21 protein-coding genes and 2 pseudogenes are annotated in these 26,437 nt (G+C 39.0%); 19 read left to right on the plus strand and 4 right to left on the minus strand.

Going from position 1 to position 26,437, the window contains the following annotated elements; translation table 11 throughout:
• The first annotated feature begins 14 nt into the window (after positions 1 to 14).
• The 3 genes from mfd to V7783_RS07665 are packed head-to-tail and all read left to right on the plus strand — an operon-like array spanning position 15 to position 4,593.
• Positions 15 to 3,488, plus strand: coding sequence for a transcription-repair coupling factor (mfd, locus tag V7783_RS07655; RefSeq protein ID WP_335678205.1), 3,474 nt, complete (start codon positions 15 to 17; stop codon positions 3,486 to 3,488).
• Positions 3,489 to 4,322, plus strand: a complete 834-nt coding sequence (locus V7783_RS07660; RefSeq protein WP_335678206.1) for a CsiV family protein — start codon at positions 3,489 to 3,491, stop codon at positions 4,320 to 4,322.
• Between the two features lie 19 nt (positions 4,323 to 4,341).
• Positions 4,342 to 4,593 carry a DUF3862 domain-containing protein gene (locus tag V7783_RS07665; RefSeq protein ID WP_335678207.1) on the plus strand — a complete coding sequence of 84 codons (252 nt, stop codon included), beginning with the start codon at positions 4,342 to 4,344 and terminating at the stop codon, positions 4,591 to 4,593.
• A 73-nt stretch (positions 4,594 to 4,666) separates the two neighbouring features.
• On the opposite strand, the gene V7783_RS07670 is transcribed toward V7783_RS07665, so the two are convergent.
• The 4 genes from V7783_RS07670 to V7783_RS07685 form a co-directional block, all read right to left on the minus strand.
• Positions 4,667 to 5,215, minus strand: a complete 549-nt coding sequence (locus V7783_RS07670; RefSeq protein ID WP_335678208.1) for an HPP family protein — start codon at positions 5,213 to 5,215, stop codon at positions 4,667 to 4,669.
• Between the two features lie 69 nt (positions 5,216 to 5,284).
• Positions 5,285 to 6,640 (minus strand): hypothetical protein, encoded by a 1,356-nt coding sequence (locus V7783_RS07675; protein WP_335678209.1) that lies wholly within the window; start codon positions 6,638 to 6,640, stop codon positions 5,285 to 5,287.
• A gap of 113 nt (positions 6,641 to 6,753) precedes the next feature.
• Positions 6,754 to 9,471, minus strand: coding sequence for a TonB-dependent receptor (locus V7783_RS07680; RefSeq protein ID WP_335678210.1), 2,718 nt, complete (start codon positions 9,469 to 9,471; stop codon positions 6,754 to 6,756).
• 681 nt (positions 9,472 to 10,152) lie between these two features.
• The gene (locus V7783_RS07685) at positions 10,153 to 10,575 is read right to left on the minus strand and encodes a hypothetical protein (RefSeq protein ID WP_335678211.1); all 423 of its coding nucleotides are present in this window, start codon (positions 10,573 to 10,575) and stop codon (positions 10,153 to 10,155) included.
• Between the two features lie 341 nt (positions 10,576 to 10,916).
• Between V7783_RS07685 and ccoN the strand changes: the two genes are divergently transcribed.
• The 16 genes and pseudogenes from ccoN to V7783_RS07765 all read left to right on the plus strand — a co-directional run.
• Positions 10,917 to 12,350, plus strand: a complete 1,434-nt coding sequence (gene ccoN / locus V7783_RS07690; RefSeq protein WP_064667098.1) for a cytochrome-c oxidase, cbb3-type subunit I — start codon at positions 10,917 to 10,919, stop codon at positions 12,348 to 12,350.
• Between the two features lie 12 nt (positions 12,351 to 12,362).
• A complete protein-coding gene (ccoO, locus tag V7783_RS07695) occupies positions 12,363 to 13,037 on the plus strand; it encodes a cytochrome-c oxidase, cbb3-type subunit II (protein WP_064667099.1) in 675 nt (224 codons plus the stop codon).
• 6 nt (positions 13,038 to 13,043) lie between these two features.
• Positions 13,044 to 13,229 carry a cbb3-type cytochrome oxidase subunit 3 gene (locus V7783_RS07700; protein ID WP_064667100.1) on the plus strand — a complete coding sequence of 62 codons (186 nt, stop codon included), beginning with the start codon at positions 13,044 to 13,046 and terminating at the stop codon, positions 13,227 to 13,229.
• Positions 13,226 to 14,191 (plus strand): cytochrome-c oxidase, cbb3-type subunit III, encoded by a 966-nt coding sequence (gene ccoP / locus V7783_RS07705; protein WP_335678212.1) that lies wholly within the window; start codon positions 13,226 to 13,228, stop codon positions 14,189 to 14,191. The genes V7783_RS07700 and ccoP overlap by 4 nt, the downstream gene beginning before the upstream one ends.
• A 148-nt stretch (positions 14,192 to 14,339) precedes the next feature.
• Positions 14,340 to 14,831: a FixH family protein gene (locus V7783_RS07710; RefSeq protein WP_335678213.1), complete on the plus strand. Its 492-nt coding sequence runs from the start codon at positions 14,340 to 14,342 to the stop codon at positions 14,829 to 14,831.
• A 10-nt stretch (positions 14,832 to 14,841) separates the two neighbouring features.
• Positions 14,842 to 17,217, plus strand: coding sequence for a heavy metal translocating P-type ATPase (locus tag V7783_RS07715; protein WP_335678214.1), 2,376 nt, complete (start codon positions 14,842 to 14,844; stop codon positions 17,215 to 17,217).
• Positions 17,214 to 17,381: a cbb3-type cytochrome oxidase assembly protein CcoS gene (ccoS, locus tag V7783_RS07720; RefSeq protein ID WP_145233504.1), complete on the plus strand. Its 168-nt coding sequence runs from the start codon at positions 17,214 to 17,216 to the stop codon at positions 17,379 to 17,381. Before V7783_RS07715 ends, ccoS begins: the two co-directional genes overlap by 4 nt.
• A complete protein-coding gene (locus tag V7783_RS07725) occupies positions 17,374 to 18,045 on the plus strand; it encodes a sulfite exporter TauE/SafE family protein (protein WP_335678215.1) in 672 nt (223 codons plus the stop codon). Before ccoS ends, V7783_RS07725 begins: the two co-directional genes overlap by 8 nt.
• Before the next feature lie 41 nt (positions 18,046 to 18,086).
• Positions 18,087 to 18,821, plus strand: a complete 735-nt coding sequence (locus tag V7783_RS07730) for an FNR family transcription factor (protein ID WP_335678216.1) — start codon at positions 18,087 to 18,089, stop codon at positions 18,819 to 18,821.
• 96 nt (positions 18,822 to 18,917) lie between these two features.
• Positions 18,918 to 19,841: a universal stress protein UspE gene (gene uspE, locus V7783_RS07735; protein WP_335678217.1), complete on the plus strand. Its 924-nt coding sequence runs from the start codon at positions 18,918 to 18,920 to the stop codon at positions 19,839 to 19,841.
• Between the two features lie 87 nt (positions 19,842 to 19,928).
• Positions 19,929 to 20,072, plus strand: a pseudogene (locus V7783_RS07740) (tRNA 2-thiocytidine(32) synthetase TtcA); the annotation flags it as partial.
• A gap of 142 nt (positions 20,073 to 20,214) precedes the next feature.
• Positions 20,215 to 21,483, plus strand: a complete 1,269-nt coding sequence (locus V7783_RS07745; RefSeq protein ID WP_335678218.1) for a site-specific integrase — start codon at positions 20,215 to 20,217, stop codon at positions 21,481 to 21,483.
• Positions 21,461 to 23,134 carry a hypothetical protein gene (locus tag V7783_RS07750; RefSeq protein WP_335678219.1) on the plus strand — a complete coding sequence of 558 codons (1,674 nt, stop codon included), beginning with the start codon at positions 21,461 to 21,463 and terminating at the stop codon, positions 23,132 to 23,134. Before V7783_RS07745 ends, V7783_RS07750 begins: the two co-directional genes overlap by 23 nt.
• 1 nt (position 23,135) lies before the next feature.
• Positions 23,136 to 25,508, plus strand: a complete 2,373-nt coding sequence (locus tag V7783_RS07755) for a hypothetical protein (RefSeq protein WP_335678220.1) — start codon at positions 23,136 to 23,138, stop codon at positions 25,506 to 25,508.
• 8 nt (positions 25,509 to 25,516) lie between these two features.
• Complete coding sequence (locus V7783_RS07760) at positions 25,517 to 25,927, plus strand: hypothetical protein (protein WP_149982395.1); 411 nt, start codon at positions 25,517 to 25,519, stop codon at positions 25,925 to 25,927.
• 250 nt (positions 25,928 to 26,177) lie between these two features.
• Positions 26,178 to 26,437, plus strand: a pseudogene (locus V7783_RS07765) (IS982 family transposase); the annotation flags it as partial.

Consider the following 26,437-nt stretch of genomic DNA (forward strand, 5'->3'; position numbering starts at 1 on the left):
TAAAGGAGTAGTAAATGGCGTTTGCGCAATGGGCAGCCTTGCCTTGGGTAAAATCTCAAAAAGATAAAATTCAATGGGGGCAACTCACCGGCAGTGGCTTAAGTATTGCCATTGCACAAGGGGTAAAACAACAAGATGGCTTAGTGCTAATTGTTACTCCTGATACCCCTAGTGCGCTGCGCTTAGAAACCGAGTTAGAGTGCTTACTTCCTGAACACCCAGTGATGATTTTTCCTGACTGGGAAACGTTGCCATACGATCACTTTTCACCGCACCAAGATATTATTTCATCACGTTTAGCCACCTTAAATACGCTAAAAAAAGAACAACAAAGTGTATTGATTGTGCCTGTATCGACCCTGATGTTACGCACCGCCCCTGCTTCGTTTATTTATGGTTCAACCATCAATTTTAAAGTCGGTGATATTCTTGACACTCATCAACTTCGCAGTAACTTAGAGCAAGCAGGCTACTTGCACGTACAACAAGTGATGGAGCATGGTGAGTACGCCATTCGCGGCTCCATTGTCGATTTATACCCAATGGGTAGTCCACACCCATTTAGACTTGATTTTCTTGATGATGAACTCGACACCATTCGTTTATTTGATGTTGAAAGCCAACGTTCAGATGAAAAAGTCGACAAAATTGAGTTACTGCCTGCTCATGAGTTTCCGACCAACGAAACAGATATTGAGCGCTTTAGAATAAACTACCGTGAAAAATTTGGCGCCAGCTCGTCGCAAGATTCCGTGTATATGCAAGTAACTAAAGGTAATTGGCCGGCAGGTATTGAATATTATATGCCGCTGTTTTTTGAGCAATTAGCCACTATTTTTGATTATTTGCCAGATAACGCAACGGTTATGCAACTGGGTGACTTAGAAAACGCAGCCGATCACTTTTGGCATGATGTGAATGTTCGCTATGAAAATCGCCGTGTTGATCCACTCAGACCATTGCTTGAGCCGGTTGCGCTGTATCAACCAATTAATGAACTGTTTGCTAACTTAGGCAATTTTGCCCACATTCGCCTCTCGCAAGCAAAGCTGCCTACTAAAGCGGGTAATAAAAACCTCGCCACCAGTGAATTACCCGCTGTACGCATTGATCATAAACTGCATGAACCGTATCAAGCCTTTATAAATTATGTCGCTGCACAAAAGAAACAAAAAGGCCGTATTTTATTGTCGGTTGAATCCGATGGCCGCCGTGAATCACTGCTCGCTATACTTAAACCTAGCGGCTTAAAATTTAAAGAATACCCTTCCTTTGACCAGTTTGTGCAAAGCAGCAGTGATGTGGGCTTAATTGTCAGCCCACTAGAGCAAAGTGTAGTGCTAGGCACTAAGCCTGCATTATCGATTATTACCGAGCAAGAACTACTCGGCATTAAAGTCTCACAGCGCCGCCGTCGTAAGCATAAATACGAAGCCAGTCAAGATGCGTTAATTCGCAACCTTGCTGAGCTGAAAGTTGGCCAACCGATTGTCCACCTTGACCATGGAGTTGGCCGTTACCAAGGCTTGCAAACAATTGATGCCGCAGGCCTAATCACCGAGTTTGTCACTATCACCTACGCTAGTGAGGCTAAATTGTACGTGCCGGTTTCGGCACTGCATATGTTGAGCCGTTACTCGGGAGGTGAAGAAGCCAGTGCCCCGCTACATAAACTGGGCTCAGACGCGTGGGAAAAAGCGAAAAAACGCGCCGCTGAAAAAGTCCGTGATGTGGCGGCTGAATTACTTGATATCTATGCAAAGCGGCAAGCAAAACCAGGAAATGCCTTTAAACTTGACGGAGCTGCTTATCGGGTATTTAGTGATGGTTTCCCATTTGAAGAAACTGACGATCAGCGCAACGCCATCGAAGCCGTACTCGGTGATATGCAAAGTAAACAAGCCATGGACCGACTGGTCTGTGGTGATGTTGGCTTTGGTAAAACAGAAGTGGCAATGCGAGCCGCCTTTGTTGCCGTTAACGATAACAAACAGGTGGCAGTACTAGTACCTACCACGTTACTTGCGCAACAACACTTTGAAAACTTTAAAGACCGCTTTGCCGATTTACCCATCGAAGTCGGTGTACTATCTCGCTTTAATTCACCCAAAGAGCAAAAAGACACGCTTGAAAAAATGGCCAAAGGCACCTTAGATATTGTTATTGGTACACATAAGCTGATCCAAGCCGATATTATATTTAAAGATCTTGGTTTACTGATTGTTGACGAAGAGCATCGCTTTGGCGTTCGCCAAAAAGAAAAAATCAAATCCTTACGTGCTGATGTTGATATATTAACCCTTACCGCAACACCTATCCCGCGTACTTTAAACATGGCGATGAGTGGCATGCGCGACTTATCAATCATCGCAACACCGCCTGCGAAGCGTTTAGCGGTGAAAACATTTGTTCGCCAGCGCGATGCTGATTTGATCAGAGAAGCCGTTCTTCGTGAAATTAAACGCGGCGGTCAAGTTTACTTTTTACATAACAATGTTGAAACCATTGACCGCGTTGCTGAAGAAATTAGCGAATGGGTGCCAGAAGCCAGTGTTGCTTCTGCTCACGGGCAAATGCGTGAACGCGATTTAGAACAATTGATGAGTGAATTTTATCATCAAAAATATAACGTACTTGTATGTACTACCATTATCGAGACCGGTATTGATATCCCAACGGCAAATACCATTATTATGGATAGAGCAGATAAACTCGGTTTAGCGCAATTACACCAACTTCGCGGCCGTGTTGGCCGAAGCCACCATCAAGCCTATGCCTACTTATTAACGGGTAACCCTAAGGCGCTCTCAAAAGATGCTGTCAAACGCCTTGAAGCGATTGAGTCACTCGAAGATTTAGGCGCTGGTTTTGCGCTAGCGACCCACGACTTAGAAATTCGTGGTGCGGGTGAACTATTAGGTGACGACCAATCTGGACAAATGCAGACCATCGGCTTTAGTTTATACATGGAAATGCTAGAGCAAGCGGTGAAAGCCCTACGTGAAGGTAAAGAGCCGACCCTTGAAAATTTACTCCATCAACAAAGTGAAGTCGATTTAAAACTCGCGGCTTTATTACCTGATGACTATATTCATGATGTTAACGCGCGATTGGGAATTTACAAACGGGTTGCCAGCTGTGCTAATCTTGATGATATGGATGAGTTGCAAGTTGAACTCATTGATCGTTTTGGTTTATTGCCAGATGCCACAAAGAATTTATTTAGTTTGCAGCAGCTGAAACTCAAAGCTAGCGAATTAGGCATAAAAAAAATTGAAGCAAATCCAAAGGGTGGCTATTTTGAGTTTAGCCAACATACTAAGGTTAACCCTAGCTTCATTATAGGTTTGATACAAAGTGCACCTAAGGTGTACAAAATGGATGGTGCAAATAAGTTGCGCTTTGCGATCAATGAGGCAAATGCCCGTGAACGCTTAAAAATGGTCACTGCAATGATTGCAGATTTCGAAAAAAAGGTTAGCCATTAAATGTTGCTTAAAAAATCTCTGATCCTATTGTGCTGTGTATTTAGCAGTACAGCGTTTGCTGAACGTTGGTTTGAAGTAGAAGTGCTGATTTTCAAACAGCGCCCTGCCCCTTATTTGCAAGAAGATTTTAGTTTACAGCGAGAGCCTATCGAGGCAAAACGCAGCCTTGATTTACTCACACCGCTTTATAGCGAGCAAGCCAAACAGGATTGTATTAACGGTGACAGTCGCTTTAATTCGCAATCATTAACCGACTCAGTGATTGGCGCGAGTCGCTCTAATTTATGCGATGACAGTATTGATTACCTGCATAGTTACTCTGAGTTGCCTTTAAGCCCGCTGGTGCCTGCTAAAGACGATATGCAGCAAACCTACTTACTTGCTCCTGAACAACTGCAATTTAAATCACAGCAGCAACAGTTAGCGCGCAAAGGCCTAAAACCGCTATTACACACGGGCTGGCGTTTTGAAGGTGCTAGCCAATCACGCTCTGAGCATATTAAGTTATTTGGCGGTAAATTATTGCGCGCCCCCGTGGTTGCTAATTCATCACAGTATCCAAATAATGACTTCATTAGTTTAGTCAACACCAATCAGAGCATTGCCCCCGTAGTTGAACAAGCGGATCAATGGGAGCTGGACGGCAGCTTTAATATTTACTTACGTCATTACTTATTTATTAATGCCAGTTTTGATGTAAATGAAAGACTAGTCACAGGTGAAATTCAACACGCTCGCTTTTCACAATTCAAACGGGTAATAAGTGGCGATATTCATTATTTTGATCACCCTAAAATGGGCATGATCGTACAAATTAGAAAATTCAAACACTAAAATAAAGGAAGATAAGCAGATGAAAAAGCTTTTAATCATTGCGGCGGCACTTAGTCTTGCGGCCTGTTCAAAAGTAAGTTTAGAGAATTACGAAAAAATTGAAATTGGCATGGACAAAACCGAAGTTGAAGCTATTTTAGGCAGTGCTGATAGTTGTGTTGAAAAAACCTTACATACAAATTGCACATGGGGTAACGAAAGTAAAAACATCGAAATCACCTTAGTGTCTGACAAAGTATCTTTATATAGTAAAAACGGTTTAAAAAAATAGACTAATTGCAACTTAGGTAGTCAGCACATGACTACCTAAGTGGGCTCTGAACATAGTGCTCAGCGACTCATTACTACCACCAATAAACCGGATAATGACGCTTAGGATTGCGTGATAAATTATTAACTAACAACCCTACCAATAACATTATGCTTGCACCTAACAGTACAGGGCTAATTACATAATAATAACCAAGTTGCTGGATACTGTCGCCACCTATCACTGCAATCAATGCTGTAGCACCACCAGGCGGGTGCAAAGTACGCGTTAAATGCATTACTGCTACCGATACTGACACCGCAATCGCACAGGCTAGCATTAAGTCCGCACTTAAAAATTTCGCAACCGTAACCCCCACTATGGCACTAAAAACATGACCTCCAATAAGGTTACGAGGTTGAGAGAATTCGGCTAATGGTGCACCATAAATCAGCACAGCGGTGGCACCAAATGAGCCAATTAAAAATAAATTAGTTAACGGATCAAACTGGATACTTTTACCAATCATAGCAACCAAGTAAATGCCTAAAAAAGAACCAAGTAAAGACCAGAGAATTTTACTCATTGGTTTACGCGGTGGGCATTGACTGGTGGCAGTCATTCTAGAGATAAGTAGGCGCATTGCGCTCCCATTAAAGCTGTATAAAGAGGAAGATAATACCTGATGGGTATTGAAAATCGACCACTATATCTATTCCATTTCGCTATAAATAAGCTCTATGTTAACTATTTTACTTCTATTTAAAGTGATCTTATAGCGCTGGTATTTTATCTCCTCATCATTTTGATAGGATAGCACCACATTTAGCTGATATCTGCGCTCCACACTTTGCTTGGATATCTTATTATTATCAATATGATACAGTTTACCTTCACCCTTTTTTAAGTTACGCGTAAATGCAGCTAAACTAAACTGTAAGTTCTGCTGTAGGCTATCATAACCAGGTAAAAACTCTTTAGCACTGACCCGTATTTCACTGGCAAAGTGTAACCACTGCGCAGCTTGCTTGTTCTGCTGACGTCGCTTTGAAAATATTTTTCGCACATCTTCTGGAATATGCTTAAAGCGAGTATATTCAAGCCATATATATTGTGTCGCTATCTTGTCTTTAGTAACACTATTACGAAATTGGAAGCGCCATTTAGGCCGCCCTTTGACAATCGCGCGCCAAATGACTCGGGTGATATCTTCTTTGAAGATTTCACGCATGCCATAAATAGCCCCTAAAATAATCACCAAGGTCGCAGTCACTTCTGTAAAAGTGATACGCGCATTTAATACCACCACCATCACAAATGCCATGATAATTGCTGTCACAGTTCCTTTAACTAGGCGTTTTAAATAACTATTAAGATGACGAGTGGTACGATTGAGCACTACCCCATGCTCAATCAAACGTTGTAATAAACGCATTTTATTCGTGAGCCGGTTGGCATCTATCAGCGTAGATTCTGAGTTATATTGCTGCTCATTACGATAGTCTTGCTCTGATCTGCAAAAGTTCATCAGATCAGTGCGCTCTTTGGCATAATCACTACTGCGCGGCCCTTCATCAAGCAACTTTAAAAAAGATTGTTCGATATGCCAGCTTAAGTAGTTGTCAGCATTAGTATAAAACGAAATCAGCTTTTCATCATCGGGAGTATAGCGTCTTAGTTTTTTTAATAAGTTGATACTTTGTTCGCATAACTCTGTAGCGCGTTGGTAAAATTCAGCATGATCTTCAATTTTTTGCGTGTCTTTAATATCGGTATCAATCGCTAAACGGACCTGATAACAATAGAGGTTAAGATTTTGTCGGTAATCTTGCTGTTCGCCTTTGTTTTTACTTACAAAGCGACTGCGCACTAACGGTAAGTGAATATTATTGGCGTTATAGGCTAAATGCGATTTAAAGTGATGATTAAAATATGCTTCTTCGGTTAACGTTTGCGGGTTAATACCCATTTCATTCGGGATAGAAAAATACAGGTCAATACGCTGCTCAGAGCGTGGGCTCAGTTCTGGTTCAATAATAAAGGATAGATTTTCATCCTGTTTTAACAATCAACTCTCCTTAATAATTTAGATGTTTTTAGTTTACTGTGACACCTGCCATTGTTCAATAAAAAAGGCCTAGTAAAAACTAGGCCTTAGAAAGAATCAAGGTTACTTACTAATTAGAATTTAACATTCACACCAGCGAAGAAACGACGACCTAGTACATCGTATGTGTACGGGTCAGTGTTTGAATCATTATTACCAGTGTAATAAGGAGGTGTTTTATCAAATAAATTATTTACACCTGCAGATAGCGCAACAGTTTCATTGATCATGTATGAACCACTGATGTCATGGTAGATAACAGTTGGTGTAGACGGCGCATAACACGTGTCTTTACCGATACATGAGTAACTATCCATACCAGAGATATAACGAGCTTGATACTGTGCATCCCAGTTATCGCCTGCTGCATTTAGTGTAAAATTAGACTTAAGATCTGCATAGCCACCAATGTTTGAAGTTATCAAACCAGCGTAATCAACAGTATCATCAAGAACAGTTACAACATACTCGTCTAGGTAAGTGGTGTCTAAACCAGCTTTCCAGTTAAGGCCTGCAGCTTCAAAGCTATATGCTAAGTTTAAATCTACGCCAGACGTTTCCTCAGCACCAACATTTTGCAGCTGGTTGTTGAAACTAATTCGACCGGTGCTATCCATGCCGATATTAGCTGACTGACATAATACAGAATCAGCATTTGCAGTTGTTGCTAAACATTGATCAACAATATATTGCTCGTTAACTGATGCAATCGCATTATCAATCTCAATCTTGTAATAATCAACTGTCATGCTGAAGCCGTCAAACCACTCTGGCTCGTATACGATACCAGCTGTGAAAGTATCAGCTTCTTCAGGAGTAAGTAATGAGTTACCACCTACTGTTACTTCAGCTTGATCTTGTGCACCAGGGAAAGTTACACGTTCAAAAGAAGGTGAATTACCTGAATAAAGCTCAGAAACGGTTGGTGCGCGGAATGCTGTAGATACTACACTACGGAACATTAGTTCGTCATTTGCTTTCCATGTTAAACCTAGCTTCCAAGTTTCATCAGAACCAAATGTGCTGTAATCAAACGCACGTATTGCAGCGCTTAGCTCTACGTTTTGAGCAAATGGTGCATCAGCAAGTAATGGGATTGCAAATTCAACATACGCTTCATTTACGTCAAAGCCGCCAGCTGTTGGTTCAACCATAGGGTCATTGGCAAGGCCTTGCGCTGTTAGTGAATCTGGTGTATACCATGCTTTCTCTTGACGGTGCTCAACGCCCGCAGCAAAAGCAGCATAACCTGCTGGTAATTCAAACATTTCACCTGATACAGATGCTGAAACGATGAATAACTGGCTACCACCATTATTTACTTCGGTGTAAACATTTTTACGGAAATCTTCAGATGTCCATGCAGATTGATCAAGCGGGTTAAATGTACCTTCAGTAATTTGTTCTTGAATAGCACCCATATTGTGAAGGTTGGCTGTTTTATCAACAGAATCGTTACGACCGAAGTTAGCTGACACATCCCATGAGTAATCACCTACAAAACCTTCTGCACCAATTACCGCACGAACAGTGTCTACGGACTGTTCGAAATAACGAGGGCCAGTGTCTGACATACGACGCCCATAAGAGATATCATCACCATATGCGTAGTTTAATGTGTCAGTAATATATTTACCGTCTGCATCACGATCAGCAAGACCATCGCCATCACGATCCACTTTACCTAGATAAGTTTGACCAAGTAATGAATTACCCATATTTTCATTGTACTTGAAATCAAACCATACTGGCTGTGCTGCCATTTGCTGTTCAGACCAACGTTTTGTATAGGTAAATTCCGTAAATACACGTGTATCGTTTGAAATTTCATAACTTGCAAGGCCAGTTAAGTTCAAACGCTCCATTGGCGTGTATAAGTAGCTATCTGGCGCAAAGTTATAAAGGTCTGAATCTGTATACGGATGAAGTCCACCAAGGCCGCTTAAACCATCATCGGTTGGGGCAAGACTTGAAGTAACAGGGTTACCATCAGCATCAACTGTTGAACCATCTTCATTTACATCACCAATTACGCCACCTTGCCAAATATGGCCACCTGGGCTGTATGGAGAACCACCGTTACAGTTTAGACCGTTAGCACCTTCTGCAATAGGACAGCTTGAGAAATCACGATCTGATTGCTTTGCTTTACCACGGTCAGTGTACTGCATACCGATAACAATATTACCTTTATCGAATGAAGAGCCAACTGTAAAATCAAATGAATTTTCAGTTGCATCGCCTTCGCCAGTTATTGCCGAGTTGACGTTCATGTCAAGGCCTTCGAAGTCATCTTTTAAGATGATATTCACAACACCCGCTACCGCATCAGTACCATATACAGCAGATGCACCATCTTTTAGTACTTCTACTGATTTGATCATTGAAACAGGAATAGTGTTAAGGTCAACAGTTGATGCAGCACCAGTTCCTGAAGCAATCATACGACGACCATTCACAAGTACTAGCGTACGACTAGAACCCAAACCGCGTAAATCAATACGTGCATTACCGCCTGAACCATTATTTACGCCAGGGTTGGTCATTGCGCCGCCTGTTGCGGTCATCTTTTGTAATACGCTATCGATGCTAGTTGCACCCATCGCTTTAATATCGTCTGCGCCAATTAGTGTAACTGGGCTTGCGTTTTCCATATCTGAACGCTTAATGCGAGAACCCGTTACTTGAATTTTTTCAATTGATTGTGCGCCATCTTCCGCAGCTGCAACTTGTAATGATGAGAACATAGGAATAGCTGAAACAACAGCTAAACTAAGAATAGATTTTTTCATGTGAAACCCTACTTGTTGGAAAAATACCTTGCTCAGGTAGTGCTCGTTATTATTAGAATCACGAGTCAACGGAGGGCAACTTAGGCGGGTTTAACTGAACGAAAACTGAATGAAAGGCCAATAATTGACCTTCCGATAATTGCAAAACCCACAATAGGTACAAAGGTTAATGAATGTTTCATTGTTAACGACTTAATACCATTAAAAATCAATATATTAAATTAATTATAGAACATTAAAAACACGTATGAAATCAAACCGACCAAGTTTGTAATTATATGTAACTGGTGCAAATAAATACCCAAATCAGAAAATTTCACAAGTTAATCACATCATTTTAGTATAACTGCAAAACTGAGTAATAAATGCTAACCATACTTATGCAATAAAATTGCGTATTTAAGCTAATTACCCTCTTATTTATAGATGTATACATACATTTAGTGCTTTTCATTGCAGCTTAATATACAAATCAGGTTGCTTTATGCACAACGAAAGAAATTAGATAGAAATGATAAGAGGATGGACTTGAAGGCGCATAGTTATTGCGTATTAGTGTTCAACTTGAATTAGCGACCACAAAAGGGTTAGTAAAAGTGGCTACTATTTGCAAGGTGTAGTTAATTGTGAGCAGATGTGAGAAGTATAAAGCGATGATCAATACAAATTTTAAAGTAACTATTAATAAGTTACATCAAAGTAATAAAGAACTTGCTCACTTTGTCCTTGCTGATTTTTAAGCTCGAGGGCTAATTTCCAAGTCATGTTTCGCTCTGAGCAAATCCCGACCATAGTGTGGGCAACTAACACACCATCACGAGGTTCAAAGAAAACGGGGATAAAACCCATATACATGGTAACCCCTTCAAGCTTAGCGCTTTGCACTGAAAACCCATTAGGCAGTGACAAATAAATTTCAAAAGGCGTTTCTGGCGTTATTTTTTGCTCACCTAACCAAATTTTGACTTGGTTGTTATATTGGCATAGCTGATTTGGTTGACAACTTGCAGCTTGGCTTTGCTCTTCTATACTTATCGTTTGTGAATCACATGCTATTAACAGCTTTAATGCGCTTAAAAACACAATTAAAAATTTAATAGGCATAACATTCCTTGGACAAAATAAAGTCGGATACTAATCAGCACCCCGTTAAAATACAACCGCTGAGCAGAATTATTACGCAAAAGTACAAAAATCGTGTCAAAAAATAGTCAACTCTATGAGAAAAATTGATTGATGTCATAATTTTATGCAATTGACCTATCTTTTTTAGGTCAAAAAATTTATCATTTCCCCGCAAAAATAAGGGTTTCTCGAGTTTGTTTTCTGAAGCAGTCAAGGCATTGAGGGTTTTTGATAACATACTTGTGAAAAAATAGTAGGCCCCACTTTAACAAAGTGGGTAATTCATTTCTAAACGCATATATTGCAGCGGAAGCCAGAAAATGAGCCAAACAGTAGCATCACAAACTGAGTACAACTATAAGGTTGTACGCCAATTCGCTATTATGACAGTGATTTGGGGCATCGTTGGCATGAGTATTGGGGTTCTGATTGCTGCCCAATTAGCTTGGCCAGCACTTAACTTTGATACACCATGGTTAACATACTCTCGACTTCGTCCGTTACACACGAACGCAGTTATTTTCGCATTTGGTACCAGTGCACTTTTTGCAACATCTTATTATGTTGTACAACGTACTTGTCAAACGCGCCTTCTTTCCGACAAATTAGCCGCCTTTACATTTTGGGGCTGGCAGTTAGTTATCGTACTTGCAGTTATCACTCTACCTCTAGGTATAACAAGTTCAAAAGAATATGCTGAGCTTGAGTGGCCAATCGATATTCTAATCGCTATTGTCTGGGTTACCTATGCAGTTGTATTTATGGGCACTATTGCTAAACGTAAAGTGTCTCATATCTATGTTGCTAACTGGTTCTATGCTGGCTTTATCATTACTGTTGCAGTACTTCATATTGTTAACAGCATGGCAGTACCTGTATCACTGACTAAATCATATTCAATCTATGCCGGTGCTGTAGATGCAATGGTTCAGTGGTGGTATGGTCATAATGCTGTTGGTTTCTTATTAACTGCTGGTTTCTTAGGTATGATGTATTACTTTGTACCAAAACAAGCGGGTCGCCCTGTTTACTCTTACCGTTTATCAGTTGTTCACTTTTGGGCACTTATCTCGCTTTATATTTGGGCTGGTCCTCACCACTTACACTACACGGCACTTCCAGATTGGACACAAAGTTTAGGCATGGTTATGTCTATTATCCTGTTCGTTCCATCTTGGGGTGGCATGATCAACGGTATCATGACGTTATCTGGTGCATGGCATAAACTACGTACTGATCCAGTGCTGCGTTTCTTAGTTGTTTCATTATCTTTCTATGGTATGTCTACCTTTGAAGGACCTATGATGGCAATCAAATCTGTAAACGCATTGTCTCACTATACGGATTGGACTGTAGGTCACGTTCACTCTGGTGCGCTAGGTTGGGTTGCGATGATTTCAATTGGTGCTATTTATCACCTTATCCCTGCTCTGTTCTCACAAGGTCGTATGTACAGTGTGAAACTAGTTAATACACATTTCTGGTTACATACAGTAGGTGTTGTACTTTACATTGTAGCAATGTGGATCTCAGGTGTTATGCAAGGCCTAATGTGGCGTGCAGTAAATGCTGACGGTACATTAATGTACAGCTTTGTGCAGTCCCTACAAGCATCACATCCTTTCTATGTAATGCGCTTCCTAGGTGGTGTATTCATCGTCGCGGGTATGCTGGTTATGGCTTATAACGTTTACCGTACAATTTCTGCGAAAAATGATTCGTTGAAATTAGACGCGCAAGCCCAGTTAGCATAACGGAGTGAGATGATGAGCAATAAAAATTCACAAAACAAACATGAAATAGTTGAAAAGAATATCGGCCTTATGGCTATTTTGACTGTTTTTGCTATCAGCTTTGGCGCATTAGTGGAAATCACTCCACTGATGTTCCAAGACGATACAACAAAGCCTGTGGACGGTTTACGCCCGCTAAACGCCCTTGAAATGGAAGGTCGCGATATCTATGTACGTGAAGGTTGTTATAACTGTCACTCACAAATGATCCGCCCGTTCCGTGACGAAGTGGAACGTTATGGTCACTACTCTGTAGCCGGCGAATCAGTATGGGATCACCCTTTCCAATGGGGTTCAAAACGTACTGGCCCTGATCTTGCCCGTGTAGGTAAGCGTTACTCAGACGACTGGCATTATGCTCACTTAGTTGATCCACGCGCTGTGGTTCCTGAGTCAAACATGCCAGGCTTTCCTTGGTTAGCAGAGAATCGCGTTGATACCAGCCTGACTCTGAAAAAACTTAAAATTTTCCGTGATACATTCGCTATCAATCCAGAAAACCCAGCCCACCCAGGTTTAGGATATGGTAGCGATGAGGAACTAATCGCTGACGTTGCTAAAGTTGATGCAATGAATGAGGGTAAAGGTGCTACAGAAATGCAAGCCCTTATCGCTTATTTGCAACAACTTGGCACACACTTGAAGTAATTAATTATGGATTACGGAACATACAGAGGTATTTTAACTCTGGTAATTTTAGTACTATTTATTGTCATTGTTGTGTGGGCGTACAGCAAACGTAGTAAAACACGTTTTAAAGACGCCGCAAATGTCATCTTTGAAGATGAGAAAAAACACAACGATACAATCTCTAACGAGGAAAAGGGGTCTGAGAAATGACTAGCTTTTGGAGTATTTGGGTTATTGTATTAACCCTTGCCTGCTTATTTATCATTTTTGGCTTACTTGTGTGGAATTTAACAAACTACGCAGGCGTTAAAGAAGGTGAAAGCTGTGGGCATGAATTTGACGGCATTGAAGAGCTTAATAACCCACTGCCTAAGTGGTGGACTTACATGTTCTTTGCAACATTCGTATGGTCAGTTTATTACTTAGCAGCATACCCAGGTTTGGGTAACTGGGAAGGTTTAGGTAAGTGGACCAGTTCTAACCAAGGTGTAACTTCATTAGCTGAATCTAAACAAGCTGTTGAAGATGCTAAAGCGAATGGTCAGTTTGTAAAGCTTGATAAAGAGTATGAATCAGCTGAAGAACGATTTGGTCCTATTTTTGCCGCTTTTGCACAGCAAGATATCGAAACGCTTGCTACTGATGAAAAAGCGCTTGAAATTGGTCAACGTTTATTCGCCCAAAACTGCTCTCAGTGTCATGGTTCAGATGCACGTGGTGGTCAAGGCTTCCCGAATCTAACTGATAAAGATTGGTTATATGGCGGCACACCTGACAAGATAAAAGAAACGTTATTACACGGTCGTATTGCAGCAATGCCACCTTGGGGCGCGGCACTAGGTGAGCAAGGCGTTAAAGAAATGACGGCTCATGTACTTAGCTTGTCTGGTCGTACCGTAAACCAAAAAGATGCCGCAGCTGGCGCAGCTAAATTTGCTATGTGTGCAGCGTGTCATGGTGCCGATGGTAAAGGTTCAGTTGCACATAACTTACCGTTTGGTGCACCTAACTTAACCGATAACATCTGGCTATATGGTGGTTCACAACGTGCTGTTGAAGAAACTATCATTAATGGTCGTGCTGGTGTAATGCCTGCATGGAAAGACATTTTAGGTGAAGAAAAAATCCACCTATTAACCGCTTATGTATATAGTTTATCGCAAGATAAATAATCAAAACGTTAATGAAATGTTTAAATATTAGTCTTTTAATTCAATAGATTAATTAAGATCAAAAAAGCCTCCATCTGGAGGCTTTTTTTTAGTCTTTTCAATTTAAATCCTATAAAATGCCCTTATCGTAAACAAATTAAGTGTATTTATGAGCCCTACTCCTTGGTATAAAAATTTCTGGCCTTGGTTCTTAATCTTTTTTCCACTAGTTGCCATCATTGGTTGTATTTCCCTATTTATTACAGCGATCGGTAATGGCCCTGATATGGTTGTTGATGATTATTACAAAAAAGGCAAAGCGATTAACTTAGAGCTAAGTAAATTCGATAAAGCTAAAGCGTTATATCTTCATGGTGAATTACATATTGAAAGCGATAAAGTGAGTTTTAAATTCAATAAAGGGGATACCAGTAATATTCACTCATTAAAGCTGTCATTTTATCACCGCACAATTCAGGATCATGATTTTAGTGCCCATTTAACACCAAATGCAAACGGTGAGTTTACCGCTATTATCGAACCATATATTAATGGTACTTATACTGTATTTATTGAACCAACCGACGGTAGTTGGAAGCTTAAAGAAAACATCACTTTGCCAAATGAGCAAAGTATTGCCATAAGCCCTGAATATAAGTAGTCCCTTTATCATGTCTAATAACTGCTTTCATTGCCTTGAAAGAGTACCATCGGGTTTTAGCGCTACAGTTGTGATAGAAGGTAGCGCAGAGCCGATGTGTTGCATTGGCTGTCAAACTGTTGCTGAGACAATTGTCGCCCAAGGCATGACCGATTATTATAAATTTAGAACTGTGACGGCTGGTAAAGTTGAGCAGCTTGTCCCTGCGCAGCTTGAGCTCATCAAAAGTTACGATAATGAAGATATTCAAGACGAGTTTATCGCCACAAATGGTGATGTCAGTGAAGTATTATTAACCGTCGAGGGTATCACGTGCGCCGCATGTGCATGGCTCATTGAAAGACAACTACTGAATATGCCAGCTGTGAAACGGGTGGATGTAAATACCTCAACTAACCGTGCCATGATCCAATGGCATAAAAATGCCTTGCCGCTGAGCGAAATAATCAAGTCATTACTTGAAATTGGTTACAAGGCGTATCCTTTCCAAGCCGATCTCGAAGCAAACCAAAAGCAACTGGTTGCCAAAGCTTACATACGCAGGCTTGGCGTAGCGGGCTTAATGACCATGCAAGTGATGATGTTCGCATTTGCTATGTATTTTGGTATGTTCTCTGGCATGGAAGATAACTTTGAGCAGTATTTTCGCTGGATCAGCCTAATACTCGCCTCACCGGTTATTCTCTACAGTGCGATGCCCTTTTTAACCAATGCAATTAATGGCTTAAAAGCAAAGCAACTGAATATGGATTTACCCGTTTCATTGGCTATTTTTGGTGCGTATGGCGCCAGTAGCTATGCAACAGTGATGGCCGTGGGTGAAGTCTATTTTGAATCTATTTGTATGTTTACTTTTTTACTCTTATTAGGTAAATATTTAGAATTTCGCGCCCGCCTTAAAGCTAGTGAATTTACCGCTAACTTGCAAAAATTGTTACCCCTTACAGCACGTAAATTGAATGACGATGGCCAAGAACATATTATTGCGGCTAAAAAGCTGCAACTTGATGATCGGGTATTAATTAAAGCCGGTGAAACGATCCCTGCAGATGGCATTATTTGCGCAGGCAGTACCACGGTTGACGAGTCAATGATGACTGGCGAACATTTACCAGTAAATAAGTACATTGAACATCACGTTTTTGCAGGAACAGTGAATCATGATGGCGTGATTGAAATTCGTATCAACAAAATAGGTCAAAATACCCTTTTAAATCAGATAATAAAACTTCAGCACAGCGCACTTGCCACTCGTCCAAAGTTGGTGGAAATTACCGACAAAGTTGCGCAGTGGTTTGTAGCTTGTTTACTGATCTTTGCTTCTATCACTGCTATCGGCTGGTATCAGGTCGACCCAGAACACGCATTTTGGATCACCATTGCGGTGCTTGTAGCAACCTGCCCTTGTGCACTGAGCTTAGCGATTCCAACCGCCTTAACCTGTGCGGTGGCAACCTTAACTCGCAAAGGCATACTCATAAAGCAATCTCATGTGCTTGAGACATTGCCACAACTCACCCGCGTTGCTTTTGATAAAACAGGCACCTTAACGCAAGGGCGTTTTACACTCGATGCAGTAGATTTATTATCAGGCCCACTTTCTAAAAAGCATATTTTAGCTTTAGCCGCAGAACTTGAAAGTTACTCTGAGCATCCTATTGCCACAGCCTTTACTGAATTTACTTCAGGCCAACGTCATTTAATCAATATTAAGATCCATCCAGGCCTTGGCATTACCGGTGAAGATGACAGCCACCATTATGCAGTAGGCAAAAGTGGTTGGTTCAACAGTAAAAAAAGTAATGCCCAAGCCACTTTTTATATTGATCAACAACCGGTTGCTAACTTTTATTTTGTGGATGAAGTAAAAAACAATGCAGCACAGTTAATCACCGCCTTACAACAGCAAGGCTTAAGCTGCCATATGCTAACGGGGGATGCCTCAAATGCAGGCCAACAAATTGCTAAAAAGCTCAAGCTTGATAGTTATAAACTAGGCTGTTTGCCAGAAGATAAACAAACTGAAGTACAGAATTGGTCTAGCCAAGGAGAGATTGTTGCCATGGTGGGTGATGGTGTTAACGACAGCCCTGTTTTTAACAGTGCGCATTTATCTATCGCAATGGAAACTGGCGCTGATATTTCCAAAAACACCGCCGATGTGGTATTACTCAATAGTGATTTAGTCGCTATCGATCATTTATTAACGGTATCGAAAAAAACACGCCGAATAATAAAGCAAAATTTAGCGCTGTCATTACTCTATAATGGCTCAATCTTACCGCTTGCGGCATTAGGTCTTGTCGCGCCTTGGATGGCTGTAATTGGGATGTCCGCAAGTTCCATAATTGTGATCAGTAACTCACTGAGGTTATTAAAGTTATGAGTATCATTTATATCCTTGTTCCTATTGCTATTTTATTCGTACTGATTGCAATTGGGGTGTTCTTTTGGGCCGTTCGCGGTGAGCAGTTTTCAGATTTGAACAAACAAGGTCACAGTATTTTGTTTGAAGACGATAAAGAGCAGCACAAAAAAAGCAATGATTGATCCGTTATTCGCCAGCGCGTTTATTATGGGGTTAATTGGCAGTGGTCATTGTATTGCGATGTGTGGCGGTATTGCCAGCTCCTTACAACTAGCCACAGATAAAACCCGCCCGTTGCAGTACTCTATTGCGTATAACGTCGGCCGTGCTGGCAGCTATATGTTAGCAGGTGCGCTGGTTGCTGGGATCAGCAGCCATTTTGCCACACAAAGTCATTGGGTCGCGTTAACTTTAGCATTGCTAAGTGGCCTATTTATGATCTTAGTTGGCTTGTATATCATGCGGTTAGGCGCAAGCTTACAATGGCTTGAATCGCTAGGAAAAACCCTAGTGTGGCAGCACTTAGTAAAACTAAACCGCTTTATAATGCCAATCAACTCAGTACCTAAAGCAATCGCTTACGGCGCTCTGTGGGGTTGGTTACCATGTGGTTTAGTGTATTCTGCGTTAACTTGGGCGATGACCAGTAAAACGGCCACAGATGGCGCTTTAGTCATGCTATTTTTTGCTCTTGGCACATTCCCGGCCATGTTAAGTATTGGTATGGGCGCACAAATATTACATAAAGTATTAAACCACCCATGGGCACGAATAGTCATGGGCAGCGTCCTTATTTGGTACGGAGTTTATTTACTTATCATTGCAACTGACAAGCTGCTGCATTAATCTTAACAGATTAATGTGACAACATTTTATGGACTGAACTAATGGATTTTTCTCACAACAAAGCCAAAAACAATTGCACTATCAGCTGCAACGACTGCAGTATTAGCCAATTATGTCTGCCCTTTACCCTTAATGGCCAAGAAATGGATAAGCTTGATGAAATCATCGAGCGTAAAAAGCCACTGCATAAAGGTGATTTCTTGTTTGAGTCAGGTGCCCCGCTAGAGGCTATTTTTGCAGTGCGTTCTGGCTCATTTAAATCCTATACCCTCTCTGAACAAGGTGACGAGCAAATCACTGGTTTTCATCTTGCAGGTGATTTAATCGGTTTTGATGCGATAAATAAAATGGCGCATCAAAGTTTTTCTCAAGCACTTGAAACATCAATGGTGTGTGAAATTCCCTTTGATACATTAGATGAATTGTCTGGCAAATTACCTAAGTTACGCCAACAAATTATGCGTTTAATGAGCAGTGAGATTAACTATGATCAAGAAATGTTACTATCACTGAATAAAAAATCGGCTGAAGAGCGCTTAGCCAGCTTTATTTATAATTTATCGAATCGATTCGGTGAACGTGGTTTTTCCCGTAAAGAGTTTCGCTTTACCATGACCCGTGGTGAAATTGGTAATTACCTTGGCTTAACAGTTGAAACGATTAGTCGTTTATTAAGTCGCTTTCAAAAAGCGGATTTAATAAAAGTTGAAGGTAAATTTATTACTATTTTAGACAGTGACGGTTTATCTGCCGCAGCAGCAATTCACCCTAAATAACTTGATCTAGCGCAACATATGCTTTGCTGTTACTTTAACTACTGATTAAATACGTTACACTGTAAGTAGAACAGAATGTAGTTAAAGGAGCAGCTTATGAACACTATCAAACAGATCCTCGCTATTATTGACCCAACCGCTGATCATCAGCATGGTTTATCCCGCTCTATTGAACTTGCTAAAAAATCAGGTGCTAGTATCACCGCATTTATGAGCATTTATGATTTTTCTTATGAAATGACCACCATGCTCTCTGGTGATGAACGCGAAGCAATGCGCAACGCCGTCGTCAAAGACCGTCAATTATGGCTCGATGATATTTTGGCACTGTATCCAGAAGTCAAAATTCAAAGCCAAGTAGTTTGGCATAATCGCGCTTATGAGGCGATCATCGATACCGTCATCAGCAAACAGTTTGATTTAGTCGTTAAGGGTACCCATCAGCACGATACCCTGAAATCAGTCATTTTTACGCCAACTGATTGGCATTTAATTCGTAAATGTCCGGCTCCCGTATTGCTAGTCAAAGATCAAGCATGGCCTGCGCAAGGGAATATTTTAGCGGCCGTAAATGCCGTCAGTGAAAACCAACAACATCTTGATTTAAACCACCGCATTATTAAAGACGCGCAATTTTTATCTGAACTTGCTAACGCTAGCTTAAGCCTTGTCAACGCCTACCCTGCAACACCGGTAAATATTGCTATTGAAATTCCAGAGTTTAATCCGAGTGTGTACAACGAATCGGTGAAAAAACACCATATCGAGTCAACCCACGAATTAGCCGCGAAACATCAAATTAGTCAACAAAACTGTGTGATCGAAGAAGGCCTCCCAGAGGATGTGATCCCTGATGTTGCTAAGCGTCTGAAAAGTGAGTTGGTTGTTATCGGCACCGTTGGCCGTACCGGCTTAAGTGCAGCATTAGTGGGTAATACCGCAGAGCACGTGATCGATAGTTTAGACTGCGATGTATTAGCACTAAAACCCGATGGTTATGTTTCTCCATTGGCAAAATAAATTAGCCAATAAATAAGTTTTGAGCATTGCCACTTTCAGCATATAATACGCCCCTTATTTTTACGCATAGTATCTCAAGGGGCCGTAATGTCGCATTCTGTTCAAGCCAAAGCTCAATTTAACTTTAATAAGTTACAAAAGCGCTTACGTCGCCAAACTGGTCAAGCAGTGATGGACTTCAATATGATTGAAGAAGGCGATCGCATCATGGTCTGTTTATCCGGCGGTAAATTATATTCAATAACTATATTGTAAAGCATCTTTCACCTACTTCCCCCTTTTGATATCTATTATTAATTTTATTTTCCACAAAAATATGTAAAGTCTGCTATTTTATAAGAACACCTTATTATTCAAAAAAAATTTGTAAAGTATGAATGTCAGTAAATACCGTCTTGGGGATAAACGCTTTATTGCCTTCATAGATGAGAATCACATCCCTGTAGAACCTTTAGCAAATGCTTTTTTGTATACAATTTTTTTTCATTCATCTATCGCTACAAAATTTCGAATAGCCAATGAATTAAAAATTATTTTGAATTATTTCAAATCAAAAGCAATTAACTTAGAGGAGAGGATTTCAACAGGAGAACTATTAACAGAAGCAGAGATTAGTAATTTTTACGCTTCAATGAGAATGAATAAAAGCGCTTTGGATCAAAAAGATCAAATTTATTCCATAAACACCCCCGATATTTACAGTAAAAAAATAAGGAATTCAATTTCTGTATCCAATCATTCTAGTGCTCTAGTAGCTATTGAAACGTGCACAGGAAGAGTCAGAACCTTTAGAAAGTATTTGAGCTATATCTTTGACTATTTCCATGGACATAGTATTCCGTCACAAGAGTTATTATCTTCTTTCAGTAGAATTCAAGCTCGGATACAAATAAAAGAAAAATACACCAAGGAATCAAAATCATACAAAAGCATGATGCTACAAGAAAGCGTTATAGAGAATGATACTTACAAGCAATTTAAAGAAGTGATACAACCACATAATCCAAGAAATCCATTTAAAAAATCAAAATTCAGAAATTACCTCATATTATCTATACTTGATCAAACAGGTATCCGAAGAAGTGAAGTTTGCAAAATTAAGATATCTGATTGCCAATTCTTTGACAGTTTTGACAAAATAAAGATATATTCGACCCCTGACGACTCATCAGATCCTCGACTTGATAGACCAAACAATAAACGAGAAATCTCTCACTTAGTCTCTATTAATACTAGTTTAATGCATGAAATTTACTTCTATATAAATAGTATTAGAAATTTATATCCAAAAGCAGCCAGTCATGATTTTTTATTTATTTCTGAAAAAAATTCGAAAAATTCGGCTGGTTTGCCACTATCGAGAAACTCTGTAAACTATTCCCTTAAAAAAGTGTCCCGCTTACTGAACTCAAAAATTCACCCGCACTTATTGCGGCATAAATGGAATGAAAGATACACTGAATATGCTGCTAAAAAAGGCCTCAATAAAGAATGGGTCGAAGATTCTAGAAGAGCTGCTATGGGCTGGGTTCCAGGCTCTAATACTGGCAGAATTTATAATTTGAAGTATGAACAACTAACAGCTATGCGAATCATGCAGGAGCATCAAGGAGAAATAGATGGCTTCAAATCAAAAGAATAATGAAACTATTTCAAACACAATTTGTTTACCACAATATTTTACGTCTCAAGCTGGTCTAAAAGTTAAAACCTTTGAACCCGAGTGGGTCATTGATGATGGTGGCAACAATGCAAAAATCAATATTTCTTGGCTGTTAAATTTCGAAGAAAACTTGGTATTTCGAGACTCTTTAATTGACACTTTAATTCACTATGTAGAATCAAAATCTGCACTAACAGTCTGTACAGTTACTTTCGCTATAAGGGCTGCTTTTCCTAGTGATAAAATCAAAGTTACTGAGTTTACGCTTAATTGGCATGAACTACCAGACTCTACAAAAAAAACCTTAAAAGGTTTCATTTCTACGGCTTATAAATTGAATAATATGATTTTTAGAGAATTTCAAGAAATAACAAAGAAGTTCAATTTTAAATCTAAATTTCAAGGGTTAGATCCAACCAAAGGCCGCCTAACTGACTATGAATACGATTCAATGCTGCAGGAGCTAAGAGTTAAATGTAATGCAATACCGAAAACCCCTCCAAAAGACTTTAGCTTTTATTCCAGTAACTCAGGCAATAAACTAAAATTTGAAAGTTATAAATCAATAATTTGTTATAGAACAATGGTACAGTTAGCTAGGAGGCCTAAGCAAATTTCATTCTTAAGATGGAGTGATGTATTACCTGTTTTTATCTCTTTTCAAGATAAACATATAGAGATAGAACCTCTTCATACTGGATTAAAAGAACTTCATGTGCGTTGTTATAAAATAAAACAAGGTGATACTGCTAGCTTCAGAAACATTCCTGAAATGTTTACGATTAAATTAACAGAATCCTTCTCCCAACTATTGCTAAAGTATTGTGATATATATAGAACTGGATTTAAATTAGCATTAGAAAGAAGTGGAAATTATATCTCTGAAAATGAAATAACAACGTTAATGGCTAATTTGCCACTTTTTCCATCCCAAGACCTCTTCATTACAAATTTTGATAAAAAAATACTAAATACTTTACGTAAAGGAAACTCTAAATTATTTCACCTTTCAGAAGGTAGTATAACTGCTTATGCAAAAACACATGGAAAGTGCTTAAGTGACAGAAAAGCTGATGTGATAGCTACAAATAATAGACTAAGACATACATGGCTTTGTAATGCAGCTATTCGTGGTGAATCCATTGAAGATATTTCAAAAATTACAAATGTAACACTTCCTGCGGCAAGGCATTATCTTCAACTCGGTTTGGAAGAAAGGCAATATATTGATAATAATTACAATGCAAACGAACTGTTAAGGAATGCATTTAAACCACAGAGCCTAATATTTGATAGTGATGAAGTAATCGAAAACGAGATTGCCGAAATAGTTGGAGTAGAGAAAGAAAAACCAACATGTACATCATGTGACCATAAGATAAGAATGGTCAGACCAATCCCATGTTATGGATGTTCGAATTTCATCCCTATATTAGAAGCTGATCATAATTCAATTCTTGAGCAAGCAATAGCGAAGCGAAAATACATATCGCAATTCGGAAGTTCAAATACAACAGTTGGCTCTACAGAGAGACTTGATAAAGCAATAAAGTATATAAGGATCACCATAGCGGTATGTAATGAAGAAATGGCAAACCTTCTCAAAATAGAAAAAGGTAAAAGGACTTAATATGATTAATAAATACGAACAAAGCCTACGAGAATTCACAGCCAAATACTCTTCAGATATACCGAAAACAATATCAGGGATTGATGGGTTGGAACCATCATGGGAACAGCCTGTTTGGTATATAACAGATCCCAATACTAAAGTCCGTCACCGATACTTACTAATTAAAACAACATCAGGAAAAAAACGGCCTAATTACGATTCTTTTTTTAGAAACTTAGAAACTTACACACCTTATTTATTTGATGAACAATATTCAATTCTGTTAAAAATATACACAATTGAAATGCAACTAGAAAATATAGTAAACAACTCTAGACAACATAGAGTAACCGTTGCTTCAAAGATCTTAACTGAAGCCCAAAAATATAGTTCGTTAAATGAACTCCCCCTCCCCTACTGGAATAGTATTAACTTATCCAACATATTTTGGGATTTTTGTAAGTCACATAATTTACTATCTGGCAGTGTTAGGCCAAGCCATAAAGATAGAGCTAGAGATGCAGACCTATCTATCATTAAAAATTCAAAGAATTTGAAAATGACACCGGAGTCTATAATTATTGCTTGCGGGAATATTTTTCAGACAATTTTTCAATCTATTGACGAAGACGGTGTACTTTTAAACAATGATATAGATATGAAAAATGCGATCGTAATAACAGGCATATTGCTCGGTTTAGCAACTCCCAGTAGGTTAGCTATCGAATTCCCATTATTAATGAACCAAAAATTAAAAACTATTACACCAAAAAATGGACAAACTATTAGCTACCTAGATTGGGTAGGAAGCAAAGGTTATCAAGATAACTCCACTCATATACTCGCAGTATTAGCGCCCTATGTAGGGAAAGCAATTAATTTTTTCCATATTCACTTTAAGCCTGAGAGATATTACATTCGCTATTTAAAAGATACGAAGCAATCTTGGAAGCAAATTTTGTCTGACTTTCAAGTAGCTCCAGAACGAATGAGCTACTTAGATTTTAGTGTCCCCCCTAACTTATTCACTGTTGCTTACGCTCTTGGTTTTTATCCTATAAAGTATGAGGTATCAATCTTAAAAAGTAAGGATTACTTAGTTTTTGTGCCCAGCCAAAAAAGGATAAAATATCGTAAATACTTAGATCCCATAAGTAAAAAGTCATACAGCAAAAGTGATGCACATAAACGAGTGCATATATCTAAAGTATCGAAAGATGATTTAATTTTGAACTTAACTGGGTTAGGAAAAATAAAATTCAATAGTTCACAATGTAATTCAGGGGTCCATCAAATTTTACAAATCCAAAATATTGGTGACAAACTAATAAGTGATCTAAATCAACCTCAAATTAGCACTGTTGGCTTACTTCAAGATGCAATTATAAATATCCAGAAAAATGCAATTCCTACATTTCCAATTGATTTCTTAGATTCTGAAATAGGTGCTGATTTAGAAAACCTTTTATTCTGTTACTCACCAGGTAAACACTCAATAAAAAACAAGAAAGGATTATCCTCTAGCCCTTTATTTATAACTTCAATAAAGATTTTAAAGAATGACTTAATAAGCTCGATGAATGGTCCTGAATTTTACTTAGACAATAACATTTTTTATAAATATGGTTTTGGGTTTCAGAAGCTAAAACCCCATTCACTTCGCCATTTTGTTAACACTCATGCTGAGAAAGGTAATATTCCTTTGTCAATAATTTCAGCTTGGTCAGGAAGAGTAAGCGTCAAGCAAACGCTAGAATATATTCATACTTCAGATGAAGAAAAAGCTGACCGCATAAAGTCTACATTAGAGTTAGACCACTCATCAAAAAGCATACGAGTAACAACTAAAAATGATCTAAAACGTTTTAGCTCTACACCTGCAAGCCTTTCAGACACTGGTGTTTGTGTACAGGAACTGTCTGTAACGCCTTGCAATTATATTAATAACTTCCTAAGCGGTTGTTTTGGTTGTGAGAGTGCGTGCTATGTATGCGGCGACGAAAAAGCAATCGAAATGCTTGAAAACGATTATAAATTTCAATCAGTTCGATTAAAAACATATTCAAACTCGCATAACATTCATATTTCTTCAGCCAAAAAACTATGGTGGCTAAATCACTCACAAGGAGTTGCACTATTAGGACAATTGATCCAAGTCCTGCTTTCAAATAAAGCTGGAAATTTAGTCAGTATAGCAGTAGACAAAAAAAAGTTATTTATTACTGATATTAAAACAAAAGAAACCGAAGAAATATTATTATCAATACCTTCTGATGAGGTTCTTTTAAAGCAATTAGATTGTACGCCAGCTAAAAAGAATCACGTACCTGAAGAAATGAAACTATTACTTTCCTCTTTTGGCATGATTAATTCAAATAACCATTATGAGTAGAAGCTTACATGTCAGCAAAACCTAAAATAACTGAAGATGAACAATTTAAAATAGAAAAAATGCTATTCCTTTGGGAAGGTAAACTCACATGGAGCATGTTAACTCAGAAGATAAAAATTGAATTAGGTATGAAAATATCACGGCAGACATTAACTACTTATAAAGGAATTTATAACGCCTATAGCAATAAAAAAGAACTGTACAGTGGAAAAACACATCAAGTAGAAAAAAGAATCACTCAGAGTGATGTGACATTGGTGAAGCAATTAGAAAATCTTCAGGCTGAAATAGAGTTAAAAAATAAAACAATCAATGAACAAAAAAGATTTTTGCAGCGAATTTTACAAAACGCAATTGAAATTCCAGCCCTCAAAGGAAACCTTGATATATTAATTGCAGAAAGGCCAGAGGATAAGTAAGTTGCAAAATAATGTGTTTCATTAGGGATAGATGATGATCTTGCATCAACAACATAAATAATAAATAGGGAAAGAAAATGACAAGAATAAGTGACTCTCAGATAAAGATGGCTTACATCGTGAGTAAAGAAGTTTTTTTAGGTAAATTAACCTGAGCTTCGGATAAGAAATTACTAATTTAAAGGAACTAAATGCTCGTTCCATGATCCGATCATTCGACCAAGAGTGATTAGAACAAAAAGGAACGAGCATGAACAAGTTAGTTGAAACGTACTGTGATGTCGATGATTTTTCAAAGTTATTTTTCCCAAGCTGGCAGCGTATATTGCTCGAAAATGGTGAAATTAAACGTCGAAGAGCATGCCGCTTATCTCCGTCAGAGGTGATGACTATTATCATCCATTTTCACCAGTCACATTACAGAGATTTCAAAAACTACTATCTTCACTATGTTTGCCGTCAACTTAAAGCCTATTTTCCAGAGTTGCTGAGTTACACAAGGTTTCTCGC

It is taken from the genome of Pseudoalteromonas sp. (assembly GCF_036960685.1).
Lineage (GTDB): Bacteria > Pseudomonadota > Gammaproteobacteria > Enterobacterales > Alteromonadaceae > Pseudoalteromonas.